The following is a 20522-nucleotide window of genomic DNA, read 5'->3' on the forward strand; positions in this document are numbered from 1 at the left end:
AGCGCGGGTTGGCAATACCTGCGAGGAAAAAGCGAGGAAAAATCCGAGGAGGTCCCGCAATGGGAACGACATTGGCCGAGAAGGTCTGGGCCGATCATTTGGTACGCAGGGGTAGTGATGGGGCTCCCGACTTGCTGTACATTGATCTGATGCTCATGCACGAAGTCACCAGTCCGCAGGCATTCGAAGGCTTGCGATTGGCCGGACGCAAGCCGCGTCACCTTGACCAGCTGATCGCAACGGAAGATCACAACACTCCGACTGCCGACATCGACCGCCCGAATCCGGATAAGATCTCTGCGCTGCAGCTGAGCACGCTCGAAAAGAACTGCAAGGATTTCGGCGTACGTCTGTGCCCGCTGGGAGACGCCGATCAGGGCGTGGTGCACGCGTTCGCGCCGGTGCTGGGTCTGACGCAGCCGGGCATGACGATTGTGTGCGGCGATTCGCACACCTCCACGCACGGCGCGTTCGGTGCCATGGCCATCGGCATCGGCACCTCCGAAGTCGAACATGTTATGGCAACGCAGACCCTGAGCTTGAAGCCGTTCAAGACCATGGCCGTGAATATCGAAGGTGGGCTGCCGAAGGGCGTCACCGCAAAAGACATTATTCTTGCGATTATCGCGAAGATCGGCACTGGTGGCGGCCAGGGGCACGTCATTGAATATCGTGGCGAGGCCATCAAGAAACTGTCGATGGACGCACGCATGACCATCTGCAACATGTCGATCGAAGCAGGCGCCCGCGCCGGTATGATCGCGCCGGACGAAGTGACGTTCGAATACCTGAAGGGCCGCCCGCACGCGCCGGAAGGCGAAATGTGGGACAGAGCCGTCGAATACTGGAAGACGCTGAAAACCGACGATGACGCCGTGTTCGACAAGGAAGTGACCATCAAGGCTGAAGATCTCGAACCGTACGTGACTTGGGGCACCAATCCGGGCCAGGGCATCAAGATCTCCGGCGTGGTGCCGGATCCGGCCTCGTTCAACGACGAAACTGAGCGCACTGCGGCCGAGCGTGCCATTGCCTACATGGGTTTGACTCCGGGCACGCCCATCAAAGACATTGCTGTGGATACCGTGTTCATCGGCTCCTGCACCAACGGACGCCTTGAGGATCTGCGCGTGGCCGCCTCCATTATGAAGGGGCATCACAAAGCCGAGAACATTCACCGCGTGCTCGTGGTGCCGGCCTCCTCGCGTGTGCGCCTGCAGGCGGAAAAGGAAGGACTCGACAAGATATTCAAGGACTTCGGTGCCGAATGGCGTAACGCCGGATGCTCCATGTGCCTGGGCATGAACCCCGACAAGATGGTGGCCCGCGAACGTTCCATTTCCACGTCGAACCGCAACTTCGAAGGCCGTCAGGGCAAGGGATCGCGTACGCACTTGGCATCGCCGGCAGTCGCCGCAGCAACCGCCATCCGCGGTACCATCTCGTCTCCGGCCGACCTGTGAATACTTGGAAATCCTCGAAAAAACTCGGAAAATCTTGGATTTCCGGCATCCTGTGAATCGTAAATCGAAAGAAATGTTGAAATGGAAAAACTGACTGCTCTTACCGGCGTGGCCGTGCCGCTTCGCCGCTCCAACGTCGATACCGACCAGATTATTCCCGCTGTGTTTTTGAAGCGCGTGCAGAAGTCCGGTTTTGACGACGCGCTGTTCTACGCATGGCGTCGCGATCCGGAATTCGTGCTCAACCAGCCGGAATACAAGCAGGGCAAGATTCTCGTTGCCGGACCGGATTTCGGCATCGGCTCTTCGCGTGAACATGCCGTGTGGGCGCTGCACGATTACGGTTTTCGTGTGGTGATTTCGTCTCGTTTCGCCGACATTTTCTACGGCAACACCGCGAAGAACGGCGTGCTGGCTGCGATTATGCCGCAGGAATCCGTTGAGCTGCTGTGGAAGCTGCTCGACGAGGAGCCGGGCCGTGAAATGACCGTGAGCCTAGAGGATCGCACGGTGACGTGCGGTGATGTGACGCTGCCGTTCGAGGTGAACGACTACACCCGTTGGCGTTTGATGAACGGCTACGACGACATCGATCTGACGTTGCAGCATGAAGACGATATCGTGGCATACGAGAAGATGCGTGCTGAAAAGTTCCCATTCAAGCCGAAGACGCTGCCGGTCAAGCGCGAACCGGAGCAGACGATCGCTTCCGCGCGCGAAGGCGAATACCCGGATTGGCAGGGTCCGCTTGCCGATCGCGGCATTATCTGAGTTGGTTAGAGCTGTGGTCTCTTAGCTTTCGTGGCTTGTTAGCTTCAGGCTGGTGTGTTTCGTTCCGTGATGGAGCGGGCCGCACCAGCCTTTTCTTTTGCCGTCGCTTTTTGGAGAGGCTACAATAAAAGCGGTGATAAATTTACGAAAAGCGACGGTAAATTCTAAAAGCGGTGGTAAAATTGCTGGTAGCGCACAATGCTGAGTGGAAAGGCGGTGGCAATGGTGTCCCAATCTCGATTGCAATTGCAAGATGAAGATAAGTGGTGGGAGCGAGAGATTCCTCACATGCGTGAGCATAATCGTCTTGAGGCAAAGCGTGCGAAAGGTGGTCTGCCGCATAGCATTTGGGAGACGTACAGTTCTTTCGCCAATACTGATGGTGGAGTGATTCTGCTCGGCGTTTCTGAAAATCCCGATCATTCGTTGAGAATTACGGGTGTTGATGATGCACGCAAGATGGTTCAGGATTTTTGGAATACCGTGCACGATACGTCGAAAATCAGTTCGGTGGTCCTTAGCGATGATGATGTCAACATACGTTGCACCAGTCATGGAAACGTTATTTGCATTAATGTTCCGCGCGCGTCCAGGGAGCGGGTCCCCGTGTATGTCGGTCCTAATCCGATGAAAGGGTCTTACAGGCGCAATGGTGATGGTGATTATCTATGTGATGAGGAAGACGTGCGTGCCATGCTGCGTGATAGTGAACTGAAGCCACTGGATCGACAGATTGTTGGGGGCATGACCGGGGGCGTGCTGAATGGTGACTCCATTCGCGCATACCGTCAGCGTTTTCGTGGTTTACGGCCGGGGCATCCGTGGGCTGAGATTTCGGATGAGGATTTTCTCTTGCGTGTTGGTGCGCTTTCGCTTGACGGTTCTCTTGCTCGCCCCACTCGTGCCGGATTGCTGATGTTCGGACATGCCTGGAATATTATTGAAGAGTTCCCCTACTATTTTTTGGATTATCGTGAGATGTTCAATGGTGCAGATCGTTGGAGTGATCGCATCACTTCGGATGACGGGGACTGGTCCGGCAATATTTATGATTTCTGGGAGAAAGTGGTCAATCGGCTACGGTACGCGGTTGCGCATCCGTTCCAGTTGGGTGCGGATATGCACAGAATAGACGATAATCCAATGGATAAAGCGGTGCGTGAGGCTGTGACCAATACGCTTGTTCATGCGGATTATTACGTTCGGCGCGGAACGGTGATCGTGCAATATGCGGATCGAATTGTGTTTTCGAATCCAGGTAGATTGCGTCTTTCCGTTGACGAGGTTGTGTATGGCGGTATATCGGATGCCCGCAATCCCACGCTGATGAAGATGTTCAATCTGATTGGCGTTGGGGAAAAAGCGGGAAGCGGTTTCGACGTAATGCGTGCCGGATGTGAGTTTGCCGGTACTGCGGTTCCCGAATTGAGGGTGACCGATAATCCAGGCCGGGTACAGCTCACATTGTATCCGCGTGCGTTCCCGCACTATGCCGATTATGATGGGATGCCTTCGAATGGAACTTCAGCTGGCTCTTCCGTCGGCGGTATTCGCGTGGTGACTGATGATTCTTCCCTGGATTGTGATGTGGAGCGTGAGAATGCTTTGCATGAGAATGCTGGAAGCGCTGGGAATGATTCGGGCGTGGAAATTATGGGAAAATCTGCGGTCAAGTCGAAGAGCTATGTGGAGAAAATCACGCGTACGCTGATTGATGAAGGACCTTGTCAAACTTCATATTTGGCGCAGGTACTGGGGTTGGGGCTCACGCGCACACGCGAAATACTGGCCGACCTGGTGAAGGCGGGCACGATTCAGCCGGTTGGTGTTGGCCGTGGTCGCAAATACCAGCTAGTGGCTGATAATTAAGGATTAGGTGTTGGGATTGCTGATTATGTGAGATTTGCGCGGGTTTTGCATATGAGACGCGCTATGGTGGGCTTATTGTTTCGCGCTTTCGTAGCTTTCGGAGAGAAATATGAGTCAGGGTTTCGCGCCGTTTTATGATGTCAATCGCACGTATGAAGATAACTATTTGCAAGGGCCGTTCGGCGCGTTTGCCGAAGTGTTGAAGGCTGATTCGTCTGATTCTGCAGATTTGTTCGCTCCTGTTGCTGCGGCTGCGTCCAATTCCTCCAGTGAAGATCATGCTGCTCAGACTAATCAGGCTGCCCATGTTGTTCAGGCTCAAGCTCAGGAATTCCTTGGTTTTCGCGTGAATCTGCCGTTCGGAATTCCGGCAGGTCCGCTGCTGAACGAGCGTTTCACTACGGCTGCCTTCCGTATGGGTTTCGATTTGGCCGTGTATAAGACGGTTCGCTCCCGCGCATGGGGTTGCAATGCGTTCCCGAACGTGCTTGCCGTGCATCCGAGGAATGCTGACGGTTCGCTGGTTCCCGGCAGTGCCGAACTTGACGAGGGTGTGCTTGCCGACACCCGCTATGAGCTTCCGATTTCAATTTCCAACAGTTTCGGCGTTCCCTCCCGCGATCCGGACGAGTGGCAGCCGGATATGCAAAAGGCGATCGCGGCGGCCGGCGATGGCCAGCTGCTGGTGCCGAGCTTTCAGGGATCCCGCGTCGAAGGCATGGATCGCGAGGCGTACATTGCCGATCATGTCACCACCGCGCATTTGGTTGCCGAAACTGGCGCTGGCCTGATGGAAATGAACACCAGCTGCCCGAATGAGGGGCATAATCGTCTGTTGTGCCATGATCCGCATTTGGTCGGTGAGATTACGGAAGCGGTGAAGAACGAAATCGGCGATCGTCCGCTAATCGTGAAGCTCGCATACATTCCGAATGATGCCGATCTGGAGATCATGGTGAAGGAAACTGTAGGCCATGGTGCGGTGCAGGGATTTTCCACAATCAACACGATTTCCGCAAAACTGGTGGATGCGAACGGCAGTCAGGCGTTGCCTGGCGCGGGCCGTGACCGTTCTGGCGTGTGCGGCAATGCGATTCGTGGCGCAGGTCTCGATATGGTTGGTCGTTTGAGTGCGATTCGCGAGAAGTTGGGTCTTGATTTTGCAATCGTCGGCGTGGGCGGTGTGATTCGTCCGGAAGATTACAAGTCGTACCGTGAGGCTGGTGCAAACGCGGTAATGAGTGCCACGGGTGCCATGTGGGACGCGAATCTTGCGCGCGAAATTAAGGAGACACTGCGCTGAATTCCGTTTTCCGCGAATATGCTACATGCCTTATGGCAAACTGAAAGGCAGTGTTTCTTTAAATTTGATCCAATAGCGGGTCGAAAGAGGTTGAGCGTGTCTGACAATAACAACGACATTCTGCACGTCGAAGGTGGCAAGCCGCTGAACGGCACCATCAAGGTGCGTGGCGCGAAGAACTTCGTGAGCAAGGCCATGGTGGCGGCGCTGCTCGCCCCGGGCACGTCCGTGTTGAAGAATGTTCCGGAGATTCGCGACGTGCATGTGGTCTCCGATCTGCTGCGCCTGCATGGCGTGGACGTTACGGTGGATGGCGATCACGGCGTGGTCACGATTGATGCCACGAATGTGCAGCTTGCTGATGTGGCCGACGTGGATACGCTGTCCGGCTCGTCGCGCATTCCGATCCTGTTCTCCGGCCCGCTGCTGCACCGTTTGGGTGAGGCGTTCATTCCGGCTCTCGGCGGATGCAATATCGGCGGTCGTCCGATCGATTTCCATTTGGAAACGTTGCGCAAGTTGGGTGCCAACGTCGATAAGGAACATAAGGACGGCATTCATATCACCGCTCCGAACGGCTTGCATGGCGCGAAGATTCATCTGCCGTACCCGTCGGTGGGCGCTACCGAGCAGACGCTGCTTGCCGCAGTGCTTGCGGAAGGCAAGACGGAACTTTCCGGCGCTGCCACCGAACCTGAAATCATGGATTTGGTGTGCGTGCTGCAGAAGATGGGCGCGATTATTTCCGTGGATGTGGATCGTACGTTCCGCATCGAGGGCGTGAAGGAACTGAAGGGTTACACGCACACTTCGCTGACCGACCGCATCGAGGCCGCTTCTTGGGCTTCCGCGGCATTGGCTACGCATGGTGACATTTTCGTCAAGGGCGCTACGCAGCCTGAAATGATGACGTTCCTGAACGTGTTCCGCAAGATTGGTGGTGAGTTCGACATTACTGATAACGGCATTCGTTTCTGGCATCCGGGCGGCGATTTGAAGCCGGTCGCGATCGAAACCGACGTGCATCCGGGCTTCATGACCGACTGGCAGCAGCCGCTGGTGGTGGCGTTGACGCAGGCGAAGGGCCTGTCGATCGTGCACGAAACGGTGTATGAGAATCGTTTCGGTTTCACGAAGCCACTGGTGCAGATGGGTGCCACGATTCAGCTGTATCGCGAATGCCTCGGATCGCTGCCATGCCGTTTCCAGCAGCGCAATTACAAGCATTCCGCGGTTATTTTCGGACCGACTCCGCTGACCGGCCGCGATATTGACGTGCCGGATCTGCGTGGCGGCTTCAGCCATCTGATTGCCGCGTTGGCGGCAAAGGGTCCGTCCAACGTGCAGGGCATTTCTCTGATTGACCGCGGTTATGCCGATTTCCGTGGCAAGCTCGAAGCTCTCGGCGCAGATTTCGACTGATTCGCCGTGATCGGTCAGGATTGGTTGCGGCTGACCAGTCGTGGCTGATGATTTGCGATTGAACGGTCGTGTCGAACGTCCATACCGCCTTTCGCCGGCACTCGCCTTACGCGGGTGCCGGTTTTTCTTTATTCGCGATTGCCGCTGCCGTAATCGCAAACGTGCTTTCCGTGCCTTCCGCGCATTCCGTTTGCTGCCTCATCGCCCGTCTTTTCTGCATCATTCGATGGTAAAATGATGCAGAAAAATGCGGTATGCGGTAGAAAAGAAGGTGGAATGATGCATACGTTCGACTATTTGAAGACACCGTCCACCCTGTTGTCCGCAGACATCACCGGATTGTTGCTGGAACTGCGTGAATGCAAAGGTCGGCAGACTCTGTGGATGACGGCCCGGCCTGAGGTGCTGCGTTCCCTGCTTGACGTGGCGCGCGTGGAAAGCGTCGGTGCGTCGAACCGCATCGAAGGCATCGTCACCACCCGTCCAAGGTTGGAAGGAATCGTGCTGCACGCCACGGAACCCCACGGTCGCGACGAGCAGGAGATCGCCGGATACCGCGACGTTTTGTCGTTGATTCATGAACAGCACGACTATATCGACATCACCGCTAACACCATCCTGCAATTGCACCGCGATCTTATGCGGCACACCTCGTTTTCCTACGGTGGTCACTGGAAGGATACAGATAACGAGATAGTCGGTTTTGATGCGGGCGGCAATCGGGTGACACGTTTCGTTCCCACGCCTGCGATTGCCACACCTGAGGCCATGGAAAACCTATGTGCCGCGCTGCGCGAGGGGCTTGCGCAAGGGGATGGCGATCCATTGCTGACCGTATACAGATTCGTGTTCGATTTCCTCTGCATCCATCCGTTCAACGACGGCAATGGACGCATGAGCAGGCTGCTTACAGTACTGCTTTTGGAGCGGTTGGGGTACCAAGTCGGAGCGTATGTGAGTGTTGAACGGCTGATTGAGGATAACAAAACGTTGTATTACGAAGCGCTCGCCGCAAGCTCCGTTGGCTGGGATGGCGACGGCAATGATGAGGCGCCGTTCGTGCGGTTCATGTTGGGTATTGTTTTGGCGGCTTATCGCGATTTCGCCAATCGGGTGGAATCGGTGGCCGGCGGCAACCGTCGTACCAAAGCGCAGCGTGTCGCGGATGTGTTCGACCGTAGGCTTGGCAAGGTTACGAAGAGCATGATTCATGAGGAATGCCCGGATGTCAGCATGACCACTATCGAACGGACGCTTGCGAACATGCTTGCCCAAGGACGCATCGAAAAAGTGGGCAGTGGCCGATCGACTGGATATGTGGTGCGGCATGATGCGATAAAGAGCTGATTTTTTGTACGATTTTTGTCTGACTTTTCGCCGGCACTCGCCTTACGCGGGTGTCGGTTCTGTTTTTGCCGGCGATTGCTGTGGATGTGCGAAGTCTTCTTGTGTTTTGATCTTGCTGCCTCATGATTTCTTTTTCTGCATCATTTGATAAGAAAATGAGACAAGAAACAATGAAACATTTTGCAATAAATCTGATGTTTTTCTGAAAAATGAAACAATTGAAATGATGTTTTCTTTTGAGTCCTGAATCAACTTTACAGGTTTTTCCCCATACGACGGGCGTGTGAAAACCGTTGGAAATACGCAATTCCATTGCATAACGGGTGATTATACATAATCTGGGGGGGGGGGGGGGTTCCGTTGTTGTTGCTGTTATCTTGTCGTCGAAGTAATTGAGAACACCTTTGAAGCTGGGGTAATTTTCATGAGGGATGGTTTCAAAAAAATCGGGCGGAGCCATGTCTGGCGTAAAACCATGGTGACCTTCGTGACTTTCGCCACGCTACTGGCGATGGTGATGGTTGGTGGAGTGGCCGCTGGCAATGCTCATGCTGATGGCTCCCAGCATAGCCTGAACCAATACGTTCATTCCGTGACATTGAAGAAGGCTCCACAAGGTAGTGAAGACTGGACCGATCTCAATGGAACATTAGAAGAAAACGAACGTCTCAAGGTAACGTTCAACTTCGAAATTCCGAAAGGCACGCTTGGAACGGACGAGGCGTCACGCACGTTCGTATACGATTCGCCGGTCGGCATTACCTCTTCGGACGCCACCAAGGACCATCCGGGCACCTTTCCGTCAATCGGAGCGAAATACTATTTCGAAGGAGACAAGATCTATATTGTCTTCGATGAGGAGACGGCCAAGGAGAACGTCGACCATCCGATCACCAACGGAACGTTTAATTTCGAATCCGACGGCAGTCATGTCGAAAACACAGGCAAAAACGAGTTCGATTTCGGTGACGGCAATAAACAAACCATCAAGGTCAACCACAGAGGCGACCTAACGGTGCAGAAGACCCATGCCGAACCATCCGCAGACGGAACCGTGAGCTGGACCGTAACGGTACACAGTAATTCCGGCACCAAACCAGGCGAGAACATCAACATTACCGATGTGCCATCTTTGGGAACAATCGACCTGAACTCCATCCAAGTATCAGGCGGCAACTGCACATCCAACCCCTCGGGCAGTGGGTTCGCCATGTCCTGCCCTGCGCTGAACGAGAACGGCACCTACACCATCATCTACACCAGCAAGGTGGACGTAAAGAATGGCGAAACCACCTACCAGAAGAACGATGTGACCGTCAAAGCCACAGACAAGAATGGCAACACCATCGACAAGACTGTGTCCGGTGACGTTTCCTGGGACAAGAAACCCACGATAAACAAAAAAGAGGGCGTGCTGAATGAGAACGGCACTGCCACCTGGACCGTCACGGTCGACGTGTCCAAGCTGGACAATCTGAACGGTTGGACACTGAAAGATCAGGTCACCGGCGGAACCCTTGTCGGAACCATCACATCCGACAAGCCAGTGAACGGCCAGACTTCGTTCGCCTCATTCCCAATCGTTTTCAGAGCGAATGACGAGAAAACGACGTACACGTTCACCTACACCACCAGACCGAACAACGGCATCGGCGCGACCATGGTGAAGAATAGGGCCGAACTGGCCCCGCCAAACGGTGGCAATTCTGTCAACACTGGAGACAAGGGTGTGGCCCCGGGAGCGTTCAACCCGTTGCACAAGACCCACGGCACCGTGACCCCATCCACTGACGGCAAGACCGTCACCGTGCCATGGGCCGTGACCATTGCGCCGGAAAACGCGGCTGAAGCATTGCCGGCCGGATGGTCCTATACCGATAGATTGTCGGACAACCAGTATTTTGACGCTTCCCAATGCTCCGAGCTGGAAACTGCAATCAAGAACGCATTCCGGAAAGCCGGTTTCCGTGCGCCGAGCATCGTCTTCAACAAAACTTGGGATCAGAAGAAGGTCATCGGCTTCACCATCACCTCACCGGACGCCTTGACCGTCGGCCACAACGTTAAGTTCTCCTACAACGCCACCGGCGAGATCAGAGAGACCTGGAACGGTGAACAGGACTATTCGAACACGGTGAACACCAGTGGATTCACTAAGTCCGACAGTGTCAAATACACTCCAAGCAATCTGAAGTGGACGCTCAAGAAGGTCGATGCCAAAACCAATATGGACGCCGATTCCACGCACGAATACAACGACCTGAACTCGATGGAGCAGATTGACGGCAAGCCGGTCATGCACTGGCAGATTCAGGTCGATCAAGCCGAGAACGTCACCGGTACGAACGGTTACACCGATCTGACGATTACGGAACAGATGCCCGCAGGTGTGACGCTTCACAATGCCAACGGACTGAGTATCAGCATTAATGGCGGCAGCAGCGTGTGCAATACGAATCTGAACATTCCCGCAGTCGGTAATACGGTCCAAAGCTCATGCTCGTGGACTAAACATCCAGATACCGAATCCGGCAACATTAGCGTCACACAGAACAACAATGGGACCTTCGCCATCACGGTGCCCGGAGAACTCATGAAAAAACTGCGCACAGTCACTTATTATGATTCGCAGAAAATAAGCATTAGATTGGACGTCCACGCAACCATCGATGACGCCTCAGAACTCGGCAAGACGGCTACGGCGTTCAAGAACACCGCTAAGTTGAACGATGCCAGCGGTAAGGACTGGGGCGAGAAAAGTCAATCGCAGAAAATCACCAAGGACGACGAGTGGAACGTGATCCACAAGGCCACGTCCTACAATCCGAACGACAACAGCAATCTGGTGCCGTACTCCATCGTGGTTAATCCGAATGCGTTGGACCTGGACAAGAACTCCGACACCATTACCTTGGAAGACAGCCTTTCCTACCCGTACAACGGAAATCAGCCCGTCGAGTTCAGCCTCAATGAGGTGAAAGTCTACCATTACAATGCCGAGACTGGCACCAAAGGAACCGAACTGCCGAAAAACGGCTATACGGTAACCCCATCCGGCTCCTCGGACGGGAACACGCGCATCAACAAGTTAAAGCTGACCATACCGGACTCCACCGCACTGGTAGTCGAATACTCGTATAAGGCGGTCGGCGACGCCAACACGTGGGTCACAGTATCCAACAATGCGTCATTGCATGGCAAAACCAGTGGAGTAAACGGCACCAGCGTCAAAGTCGCATCCTCCCATGGTGACGCGACCATCAGCAAACTGACGTTCACCAAAGCCGATTCGAATGATCCGACCAAAACATTGCAGGGCGCCATATTCGACCTGTACCAATGGAACGACACGCAATGGGACAGACTATGCAGCGGGCTGAAAACCGGGAAAAACGGACAATTGGCGTTCTCGGCGAGCACAACGGAAACGACATCATGTCCGGAAAATCAAAGAACGGCCTGCAACTCCTCCGGAGCGAACGTCCGGTTCAATATGGCATACAAGCTTGTGGAAACCCAAGCCCCAGACGGTTATGACACCCCGATCGGAACGGCTGCGGAACATTACTTCATGCTGCGCGACAAGAATGCCGAAGCCCAATTCCCATTGTCCAAGCCGGACACGTTCCCAGTGGACGCGATTCACAACAGTGGATATACGGACTTCATTCTGAACAGTAGAAGCAAGGCATCACTGCCGTCGGCCGGTGGAAGCGGTGACGGCTGGTTCGTAGCGGGCGGAGCACTGACCGTGCTGGTCGCAAGCTTCGGCCTGGCCGAAACCCGCAAGAACGCCAAACGTATGACGTTCACGCGTCGGTAAGCCATTCCAACGCGGCAAGACTTTTGTGGCCGTTAGACATCCAGCCTAATGACCGTACCGAAAATGAAGAACTATCCCAACAGACAGGGGGGAAACAATAATGAAGAAGGCAATCAACGCCCTCGTTGCGGTGTTCGCCACCGTGGCCATGGCAGTTGCCGGTTTCGTGGGCGCGGGCTCCGCGCTTGCGGCCGAAGCCACCAACACCATCACCGGACCGTCCAACGGCCACACCTATGAGGTCTACCAGATCTTCACCTGCGAACTGACCAACGGCAAGCTGTCCAACATCAAGTGGGGTTCCGCCACCGCAAAGAACGGTACCGCCGTCACTGATGAGGAACTGAAAGCAATCACTGATCTGGCCTCCAAATCGGAGGACAACAACGCCCAAGCGACCGCGAACAGCATCGCACAATACCTCAAGACTAATGCTCAGCCGACCACGACCATCACCGATACCAACGCTTCCGCCCAAGTGCCGGCAGGCTACTACCTGATCAAAGACAAGGCGGGCACCATTCCCAACGGTCAGACCGCCACCACCTACATCGTGACTGTCGCAGGCGACGTGACCATCAAGCCAAAGTCCGACGTTCCGTCCTTCGAGAAGAAGCTGAAAGACAAGAACGACACTGAAGGCACCACTACTGGCTGGCAGGACTCCGCCGATTACGACTTCGGTGATGCGGTCCCGTTCAAGCTTGAGGGAACCGTCGCCTCCAACTACGCCGACTACACCAAGTACTACTTCGCCTTCCACGATGTCGAGGAACCGGGCCTGACCTTCAACAAAGACTCCGTCAAGGTCTACGTTGACGATACTGAAATCACTGAGGGCTACCAACTTGTGACTGACGGCTTGACCGATGGCTGCACCTTCGAGGTCAAGTTCGCCGATCTGAAGACCATCAAGGCTGTCAAGGCTGGTTCCAAGATCCGCGTCGAATACACCTCCACGCTGAACGAGCATGCCAACCTTGGCCAGCAGGGCAATGTCAACAAGGCCAAGCTGCAGTTCTCCAACAACCCGAACGACTCCCAAGGCGGCGAGAACGGTCCGACTGGCAACACCCCATGGGACAACGTCATCGTCTTCACCTACAAGGTCGTTGTGAACAAGGTCAACAAGGGCCAGCAGCCGCTCGAAGGTGCCGCCTTCAAGCTTGAAAAGAAGCAGTCCAATGGCACCTATCAGACCGTGAAAGACTTCGCTCCTGACGTCACTGATTCGAATAAGCCGACCTCGTTCGAATTCAAGGGTCTTGATGATGGCGATTACAAGCTGTCCGAGACCAAGACTCCGGCCGGCTACAACACCATCCAGCCAATCACCTTCACCGTGACCGCTGAGCATGACATCGAATGGACCACCAAAGATCGTGCGGACGTCCTGACCGAACTGAGCGGCGACGTGGCTTCCGGCGAGATCCACTTCACCGCTAACAAGTCCGAGGGCTCCCTGACCACCAACGTGGTCAACAAGCCGGGCTCCTCGCTGCCGGAGACCGGCGGCATGGGCACCATCGTGCTGTACGTGGCGGGCGCGGCCCTGGTAGTCGCGGCTGGCGCATACTTCACCCTCAAAAAGAAGTGCACCCGCTGACCCGCCGATCTACATTCGGCCACTGAAAGTGGCAAGAACGGCTGTGGGGCGATCCGAAACATCCGGATCGCCCCACAGCCGTCGGCAACGTGACAACGCAACGACCGCAGCATTAATCGCAAGGTATATGATGAGTCGGCATAAAACGGTCAAACCCAAAGCCAACATCGGCTCCAGAATCGCATCCCTGTTCTTCGGGACGGTTCTGGTGGCCGGATTGTGCCTGCTCTCATATCCGACCATAGCCAACTGGTGGAACCAACTGCACCAGTCAAAAGCCGTGGCCTCCTATGTTGCCCAAGCCAAGGACTATTCCAAACAGGAACGCAAGGCGATGCTCGCGCAAGCGCGGCAATACAACACATTGCTCGCAAAGCTCGCGTTACTGAGCAAAACCGAGAACGAAAACGACCGTTGGGTCATGACCGCAGACGAGAAACTGCGCTACGACAGCACACTCGACGTCAACGGTTCGGGCGTGATGGGCTACGTGACCATACCCAGCATCAAAGTGAGACTGCCGATCTACCACGGCACAGACGAAGGCATTCTGCAGATCGCCACCGGACACATCGCCGGAAGCTCACTGCCGGTAGGCGGCCCGGACACGCATGCGGTCGTCTCCGGACACACCGGACTGCCAAGCGCCAAACTCTTCACCGGCTTGGACAAGCTCAAAAAAGGCGACACCTTCGCCTTCCACGTGCTCGACCAGACCTACACGTACCAAGTGGACCACATCACAACGGTCCTGCCAAAAGACCTCTCGCAACTCAACATCGAATCTGGCAAGGACTACGCGACCCTCGTCACCTGCACACCATACGGCGTGAACACGCACCGGCTGTTGGTGCGAGGCCACCGCATCCCGAACCCGAAAACCGCCGACAACACCGACTATGATGCCCGCATCAGACTGATGAGTGCGGTGATCATCACCTCTGTAGCGCTGGTAATCACCGCCATCATCTGGTGGCTCGTAACTATTACGCGCGGCTATTTCATGGAGAAGAACGGCATGGCCGTTGGTGAGAACGCAATAACGGATAAGGTGAACGGAGGACAACACAGGCATGCGGGAAAACGACATGAATGAACAGGTAATTTAAGGGGATTGGATGGTGGTTAGGCAAAAAACGTTCACACTTGAAGAAGCCGCGTATTTACGGTCGCTTCCTGCGGTGAAAGAGGTGAGTGCGTCGCGTATCACCTATGCACACTGGTTCAAAGTGGAATGCGTACGCCGTTATCTAAAAGGCGAACCGGCTCGCAGGATTTTCCGCGAAGCCGGTCTGGAACCGTCCTTGATTGGTAGCAAGCGCATCGAGAGATGTGTCTCCCGATGGAAAAGCACCAGATCCATTGTAGGTGAGGCAGCCAGGGAGAAAACCGAAGGCCCGGATGATGAAAAGTCGAACATAGATGCGGTGGGGGGGGGCTTCCAAAGCCAAGACCCTGCTGGAAAATTACAACATCGCCAATGCGGCGTTCATGGCTATCGGCACCAGCAAAAACGGACGAAAGATGTTCGACGTGCGCGACTTGATCATCTACCAGCAAGTACGACAAATCGCGATGCTGCAGGAGAAGATCGACGAGCTGCAGCATCGGCTTGATGCTATGAACGAAAACTGATGCCGATACGGTTCCATACGTATCGGCGGCCGGTGGCACAATGAGACCATGGCATCCAAAGGAAAACCGTCGCCGCGCTCCGCAGTGAAGCCGCTGAGCGACGAGCAAGTCGCAAAACTCGCGCAGAAGCATCATCTTGTAGACCCGACCCATGATTTTCCGACCGGTCCTCGCAAAGCCAACACCGCGGAAATCGAAGCGCAGAACCCTAAAGCCACGCATCGCCTGCTGACCGGCTGTGACGTGGTGCTGCGCAATCGCAGTAAAGTGCGCGCATGGGGGCTGGAGCATGTGCCGGAAACCGGTCCGTTCATCACCGCAGCAACCCATGTGACCATGTATGACGTGTTCGTGCCGATGGTCTCACTGTTCCACCAAGGCCGCCGCCCACGCTACATGGCCAAGGCGGAAATGGCCAAATGGCCGCTGATCGGCAAATGGTTCCAGCTGGTCGGTATGCAGCCGGTGCAGCGTCGTTCCGGCAAAGCCAAAGCCATCGAGGAAACCTCCATAGAAATCCTCACCTCCGGTCGACCCCTAACCGTATGGCCGGAAGGCACGGTGACGCGAGACCCGCAGAAATGGCCGATGAGCATGAAAAACGGCGTGGGCATGATCGCACTTGAGGCCTCACGCCGACTTGGCTACCAGATTCCGCTATATTGCGCGGTAACGTGGGGTGCGGCAAGTATCAACCATTGGTGGCCGTGGCCGCGTAAAAACGTGGTCATGTGCTACGACGAAGCGCTTGATTATGCGGATCTGCTCGCCGATCGCGATTCCTGGGGTGAGGAAGTGCCGGAAGATCTCGCCAACGAACTCACCCGACGCATCCGCGTGCGCATGACCGAAGTCATGGCCGAAATCCGCGGCGAACAAGCCCCCGACGGATATTGGGATTATCGCACGATGAGCCGAGTGAAGGACTGAATCGAAAAGGCCGAATATGCGATTGCTGAAATGAAGTAATCGAAATACTGCCAGCCGATTGCGCATACGTATGGCGCGTATTGCAGTACGCATCGCGGTGTGCGCAGCCGGCGGTAGCATAGGAAAAGCAATTTTTGAGCCAAGACTCCGGCTATGAATGATGCCCGGAGTAATGCAAGGAGCAAATATGACGAACGTGACGGTACTGGGCGCAGGAGCTTGGGGAACCGCTTTCGGTCAGGTGCTTGCCGATGCAGGCAACAATGTGACCATGTGGGCCATCGAACCGGAGATCGTGGAAGGCATTCGCGACCACCATCACAACGGTGTTCGCCTGCCCAGCGTGAAAGTGCTGCCAAGCAACATGACCGCCACTGGCGACCGTGCCGAAGCCGTAGCCAACGCCGACATTGTGATCGTGGCCATCGCCGCACAGTTCGCCCGCGTCGCGCTCGCCGAATTCAAGGGTCTGATTCCCGAAACCGCACTTGTCGCCTCGCTGATGAAAGGCATCGAACGCACCACCGGCAAGCGCATGGATGAAGTCGTTATGGAAACTCTCGACCTGCCGGCCGACCGCTTCGCCGCAATTTCCGGACCGAACCTGAGCAAGCAGATCGCCGACCGCGAGCCGGCCGCAACCGTGGTCGCCTGCGAAAATCTCGACAATGCGCGCAAGATCGCAGCCGCTTGCACCACCGACTATTTCCGTGCGTTCGTAACCCGCGACGTGATCGGCTTGGAAATGTGCGGATCGCTGAAGAATGTGGTCGCGCTGGCCGTGGGCATGGCCCGCGGTGCCGGCTACGGCGAAAACACCGCTGCCATGATCGAAACCCGCGGCCTGGCCGAGCTGACCGCCTTGGGCGAGGCAGCAGGCGCCGATCCGAAGACATTCGCCGGTTTGGCTGGCGTGGGCGACCTGATCGCCACCTGCGGATCCCCGTTGAGCCGCAACTACACGTTCGGTTCCAACCTGGGCAAGGGCCTGAGCGTTGAGGAAGCCACCAAGGTGAGCAACGGCGTGGCCGAAGGCGTGCCGACCGCCGATGCGGTAGTGGCGCTCGGCAAGCAGTATGGCGTGCCCACGCCGCTTGCCACCGCCATGAGCCACGTGCTTTCCGACGGCATCTCCTGCGCGCAAATGCTGTCCGAACTTTTCGGCGAAGGCATCAGCGAAGAATAATCTTTCCGCAACATCGCAATTGCAAATAAGACCGCACTTTCAGGTGCGGTCTTTTTATTTTTTCGAGACATGCGATTGCGTAAAACGTCAATCGGAATTTACCAATCGTCAATCGCCATATATTCGGCAATAATAGTAAATCTGTATAAAAATAGTCTAATCGTAATTAGTATAATCGTGATTAGACAAAGCGCTTAAGCTCGGTTTTTCAGGCTGCAATCGCATCATTCCAACGTTTGATTCCGTATTCTATGATTCATGAAAATAGGACATGAGTGACGGGCGTGTGTAATCATGATTCGTCGCGTGTGGCTGTGGGGTGCGGTTTGTATACTGAACTGCGATATTACGAATGCGTGGTATCGCGGGCGAACAGAAGTGCGAACCGGCGCGATATTACGAAGACAGACAGTACAGACAGTATTGGCAGACGGTATTGGGCGCGTGTGCGTTCAACGGACCAACTTATGGAGCATAAGACAAAGATGGCAAAACAGCGCATTGTAGTGATGTATGGCGGCAAAGCCGACGAGCATTCGATTTCCTGCATCTCTGCGGCGGGCGTGCTGCGCGCGTTGGATACTGACAAGTTCGAAGCCATTGAGGTGGGAATCACCAAGAACGGCGAGTGGATTGTGGACGGCGAGGATCCACGCAAGTGGAACATGAGCGAAGGTCTGCCGACGGTGGAGAAGACGGATTCCTCCAAAGATGTGGTGCTGGAGGTGGCACTCGGCCAGGATGGTTTCTTCGCTCGTGAAGACGACGGCACGCTGACTTCGCTTGGCCACGTGGACGCCGTGCTTCCGGTATTGCATGGTCCGTACGGTGAGGATGGCACGATTCAGGGCCTGTTCGAAATGATGAACGTGCCGTATGTTGGCTGCGGTGTGCTCGCTTCCGCCGCCTGCATGGACAAACATTATACGAAGGTATTGCTGGCTGCGGCCGGTATTCCCGTGGCTCCAGGCATCACGTTGGATGTGCGTAATTATGATGCCGCTTCCGAATTCGCCACCGAGGCGGACGAGATGCTTGCCGCGGTGCAGCAGGCCGGATTGCAGTACCCGCTGTTCGTGAAGCCGTCCCGCGCCGGTTCCAGCTTCGGCGTGACCAAGGTCGAACATGAGGGCAATGCGGCCGAGCTTGCCGCCGCAGTGTTCGAAGCGTCCCACCATGATTGGCGTGTGCTCGTGGAACAGGGCGTCGACGCGCGCGAAATCGAATGCGCCGTGCTCTGCCCGAAGGCCGGCGAGGCTCCGCAGGCCAGCTGGCCGGGCGAAATCGTGCTTGACAAGCGTGCCGAAGGCGACGACCAGTTCTATGATTTCGACAGCAAGTACATGAACTCCGACGCAAGCCATGTGGAAGTGCCCGCAAGCCTGCCGGAAGAAACTCTGAACCGCGTGCGCGAAACCGCCAAAAAAGCGTTCATCGCAGTCGACGGCGCCGGCCTGAGCCGTGTCGACACCTTCGTGACGGCCGACGGCGAAGTGATGGTCAACGAAATCAACACCATGCCGGGCTTCACCCCGATTTCCATGTATCCCAAGGCATGGGAGGCGACCGGCGTGAGCTACACCGACCTGATCACCACGCTGATCGAAGGCGTGCTGCGCTGATTTCGATTGTGTGGTTGCTTGATTTATATTGGCCCGCTTTAGGCTGATTCGATTTGCATGAGACTGGCATCAATGCTGACACTGCGTTGGTGCCAGTTGACATATTTCGCCAATTTACCTGCAGTTTAGAAAAATTTAGTTTTTCCGATTCAAAATAAACTGCATATTTACTGTAAGGTCAGTATTACGCTGATTTGAGGGCTTATCTTCTTTCTTGTTGTTATGAACAAGGCATAAGAAAGATATTGATGTCCATGATTTCTCTGCGCAAACTGGCCGCCGGCTCCCTTGCGGCCGTTCTGGCTTTCTCCATGGCCGCCTGCGGATCGGACAGCACGGATTCCTCCGCTGATTCCACTTCCGGCAAGGCTGTGAAGGTTGATGAAAAGTCTGCAAAGGCTACTTCCTTGGCTGATTTCGGTACGATGGACGATCTGGTTGCCGCCGCCGAAAAGGAAGGCCAGCTCAACGTCATCGCACTTCCTCACAACTGGTCCAACTATGGTGAGGTTATCAACGGCTTCAAGAAGAAGTATCCGAACATTAAGATCAACGAGCTGAACCCGAACGCCTCCTCCAAGGAAGAAGTGGACGCAGCCAAGACCAACAAGGGCACCGACGCTGCTCCCGACGTGTTCGACCTCGGCTTGGCCGTGGCCTCCACCAGCACCGACAACTTCGCCTCCTACAAGGTGCAGGCTTGGGATAAGATCCCGGATTCCGTGAAGGATGCCGACGGCAAGTATTACGCCGACTATACCGGCATTATGTCGATCGGTTGGAACGCCGACAAGTACGGCGACATCAACAGCCTCGATGATCTGATGGATCCGAAGTTCGCGGGCACCGTGGCACTGAACGGCAAGCCTGCCGAAGCTGGCGCCGCATTCAACGGCTACCTCATGATCAATCAGCTCGCAGGTGGCGACATCAACGACCTGCAGCCGGGTCTCGACTACTGCAAGAAGCTTAAGGACGCTGGCAACCTCACCACCATTGACGTGACCGACGGAACCATCGACTCCGGCCAGACTGGCGTGGTGATGGACTGGAGCTACAACCAGGCCTCCTACCAGAAGAGCCTCAAGGAGAAGGGCGTGAACTGGAAGTTCAAGACCTTCAAGAACGCCCAGGTGGTCAGTTACTACAACCAGGCCATCAACGTGGACGCTCCGCACCCGGCCGCAGCACGCCTGTGGGAGGAATACCTGTACACCGCCGACGCTCAGAACGAATGGTTCAAGGGTGGCGCCAACCCGGTGCTCCTCGACTCCATGAAGGAAGACGGCACGGTTGACCAGAACACCCTGAAGACCGCCATCACCATCGAAGGCGATCCAGTGACCTATACCAACGACGATTCCACTCGCATCACCGAATGGCTCCAGAACAACTGGGACAAGACCATCGGCAACTGATTGGCAACCGCTCGTAAGCAACGCAAATGAGCTGGAACGCAATCGAAAATAATGCAATCCAAGGCCGGTAGACCGGCGGATACGACGGGCTGAAGCAAGTTCCCCGACGTCTTCTGCCGCAACAACC

14 protein-coding genes and 1 pseudogene are annotated in these 20522 nt (G+C 55.5%); all 15 read left to right on the forward strand.

Annotated features, from left to right (window positions below; genetic code table 11):
- Positions 1-59: 59 nt before the first annotated feature.
- The 15 genes and pseudogenes from leuC (at position 60) to AH68_RS01060 (ending at position 20395) form a co-directional block, all read left to right on the forward strand.
- On the forward strand, positions 60-1463 hold the full coding sequence (leuC, locus tag AH68_RS00995; protein ID WP_039196821.1) for a 3-isopropylmalate dehydratase large subunit: 1404 nt from the start codon (positions 60-62) through the stop codon (positions 1461-1463).
- A gap of 81 nt (positions 1464-1544) precedes the next feature.
- Positions 1545-2234: a 3-isopropylmalate dehydratase small subunit gene (gene leuD / locus AH68_RS01000; RefSeq protein ID WP_039196822.1), complete on the forward strand. Its 690-nt coding sequence runs from the start codon at positions 1545-1547 to the stop codon at positions 2232-2234.
- 198 nt (positions 2235-2432) lie between these two features.
- Positions 2433-4103, forward strand: coding sequence for an ATP-binding protein (locus AH68_RS01005; RefSeq protein WP_039196824.1), 1671 nt, complete (start codon positions 2433-2435; stop codon positions 4101-4103).
- A 109-nt stretch (positions 4104-4212) separates the two neighbouring features.
- Positions 4213-5406, forward strand: a complete 1194-nt coding sequence (locus AH68_RS01010; protein WP_039196826.1) for a beta/alpha barrel domain-containing protein — start codon at positions 4213-4215, stop codon at positions 5404-5406.
- Between the two features lie 96 nt (positions 5407-5502).
- Positions 5503-6828 (forward strand): UDP-N-acetylglucosamine 1-carboxyvinyltransferase, encoded by a 1326-nt coding sequence (gene murA / locus AH68_RS01015; RefSeq protein WP_004220229.1) that lies wholly within the window; start codon positions 5503-5505, stop codon positions 6826-6828.
- 279 nt (positions 6829-7107) lie between these two features.
- Positions 7108-8175: a Fic family protein gene (locus AH68_RS01020; RefSeq protein ID WP_039199640.1), complete on the forward strand. Its 1068-nt coding sequence runs from the start codon at positions 7108-7110 to the stop codon at positions 8173-8175.
- A gap of 487 nt (positions 8176-8662) precedes the next feature.
- Positions 8663-11998 (forward strand): SpaA isopeptide-forming pilin-related protein, encoded by a 3336-nt coding sequence (locus AH68_RS01025; RefSeq protein ID WP_144245677.1) that lies wholly within the window; start codon positions 8663-8665, stop codon positions 11996-11998.
- Positions 11999-12098: 100 nt separating this feature from the next.
- A complete protein-coding gene (locus AH68_RS01030; RefSeq protein ID WP_039196834.1) occupies positions 12099-13604 on the forward strand; it encodes an isopeptide-forming domain-containing fimbrial protein in 1506 nt (501 codons plus the stop codon).
- Positions 13605-13731: 127 nt separating this feature from the next.
- Positions 13732-14700, forward strand: coding sequence for a class C sortase (locus tag AH68_RS01035; RefSeq protein WP_081995841.1), 969 nt, complete (start codon positions 13732-13734; stop codon positions 14698-14700).
- A 22-nt stretch (positions 14701-14722) separates the two neighbouring features.
- Positions 14723-14872: pseudogene (locus AH68_RS11210) on the forward strand (HTH domain-containing protein); the annotation flags it as partial.
- Positions 14873-15026: 154 nt separating this feature from the next.
- A complete protein-coding gene (locus tag AH68_RS10940; protein ID WP_236682485.1) occupies positions 15027-15239 on the forward strand; it encodes a hypothetical protein in 213 nt (70 codons plus the stop codon).
- A gap of 48 nt (positions 15240-15287) precedes the next feature.
- On the forward strand, positions 15288-16169 hold the full coding sequence (locus tag AH68_RS01045; RefSeq protein ID WP_039196836.1) for a lysophospholipid acyltransferase family protein: 882 nt from the start codon (positions 15288-15290) through the stop codon (positions 16167-16169).
- A gap of 187 nt (positions 16170-16356) precedes the next feature.
- Positions 16357-17355, forward strand: a complete 999-nt coding sequence (locus AH68_RS01050; RefSeq protein WP_039196838.1) for an NAD(P)H-dependent glycerol-3-phosphate dehydrogenase — start codon at positions 16357-16359, stop codon at positions 17353-17355.
- 485 nt (positions 17356-17840) lie between these two features.
- Complete coding sequence (locus tag AH68_RS01055) at positions 17841-18977, forward strand: D-alanine--D-alanine ligase family protein (protein WP_039196840.1); 1137 nt, start codon at positions 17841-17843, stop codon at positions 18975-18977.
- Between the two features lie 254 nt (positions 18978-19231).
- The gene (locus AH68_RS01060; RefSeq protein WP_039199644.1) at positions 19232-20395 is read left to right on the forward strand and encodes an ABC transporter substrate-binding protein; all 1164 of its coding nucleotides are present in this window, start codon (positions 19232-19234) and stop codon (positions 20393-20395) included.
- Positions 20396-20522: the final 127 nt, after the last annotated feature.

The organism is Bifidobacterium catenulatum PV20-2 (assembly GCF_000800455.1).
GTDB lineage: Bacteria > Actinomycetota > Actinomycetes > Actinomycetales > Bifidobacteriaceae > Bifidobacterium > Bifidobacterium kashiwanohense_A.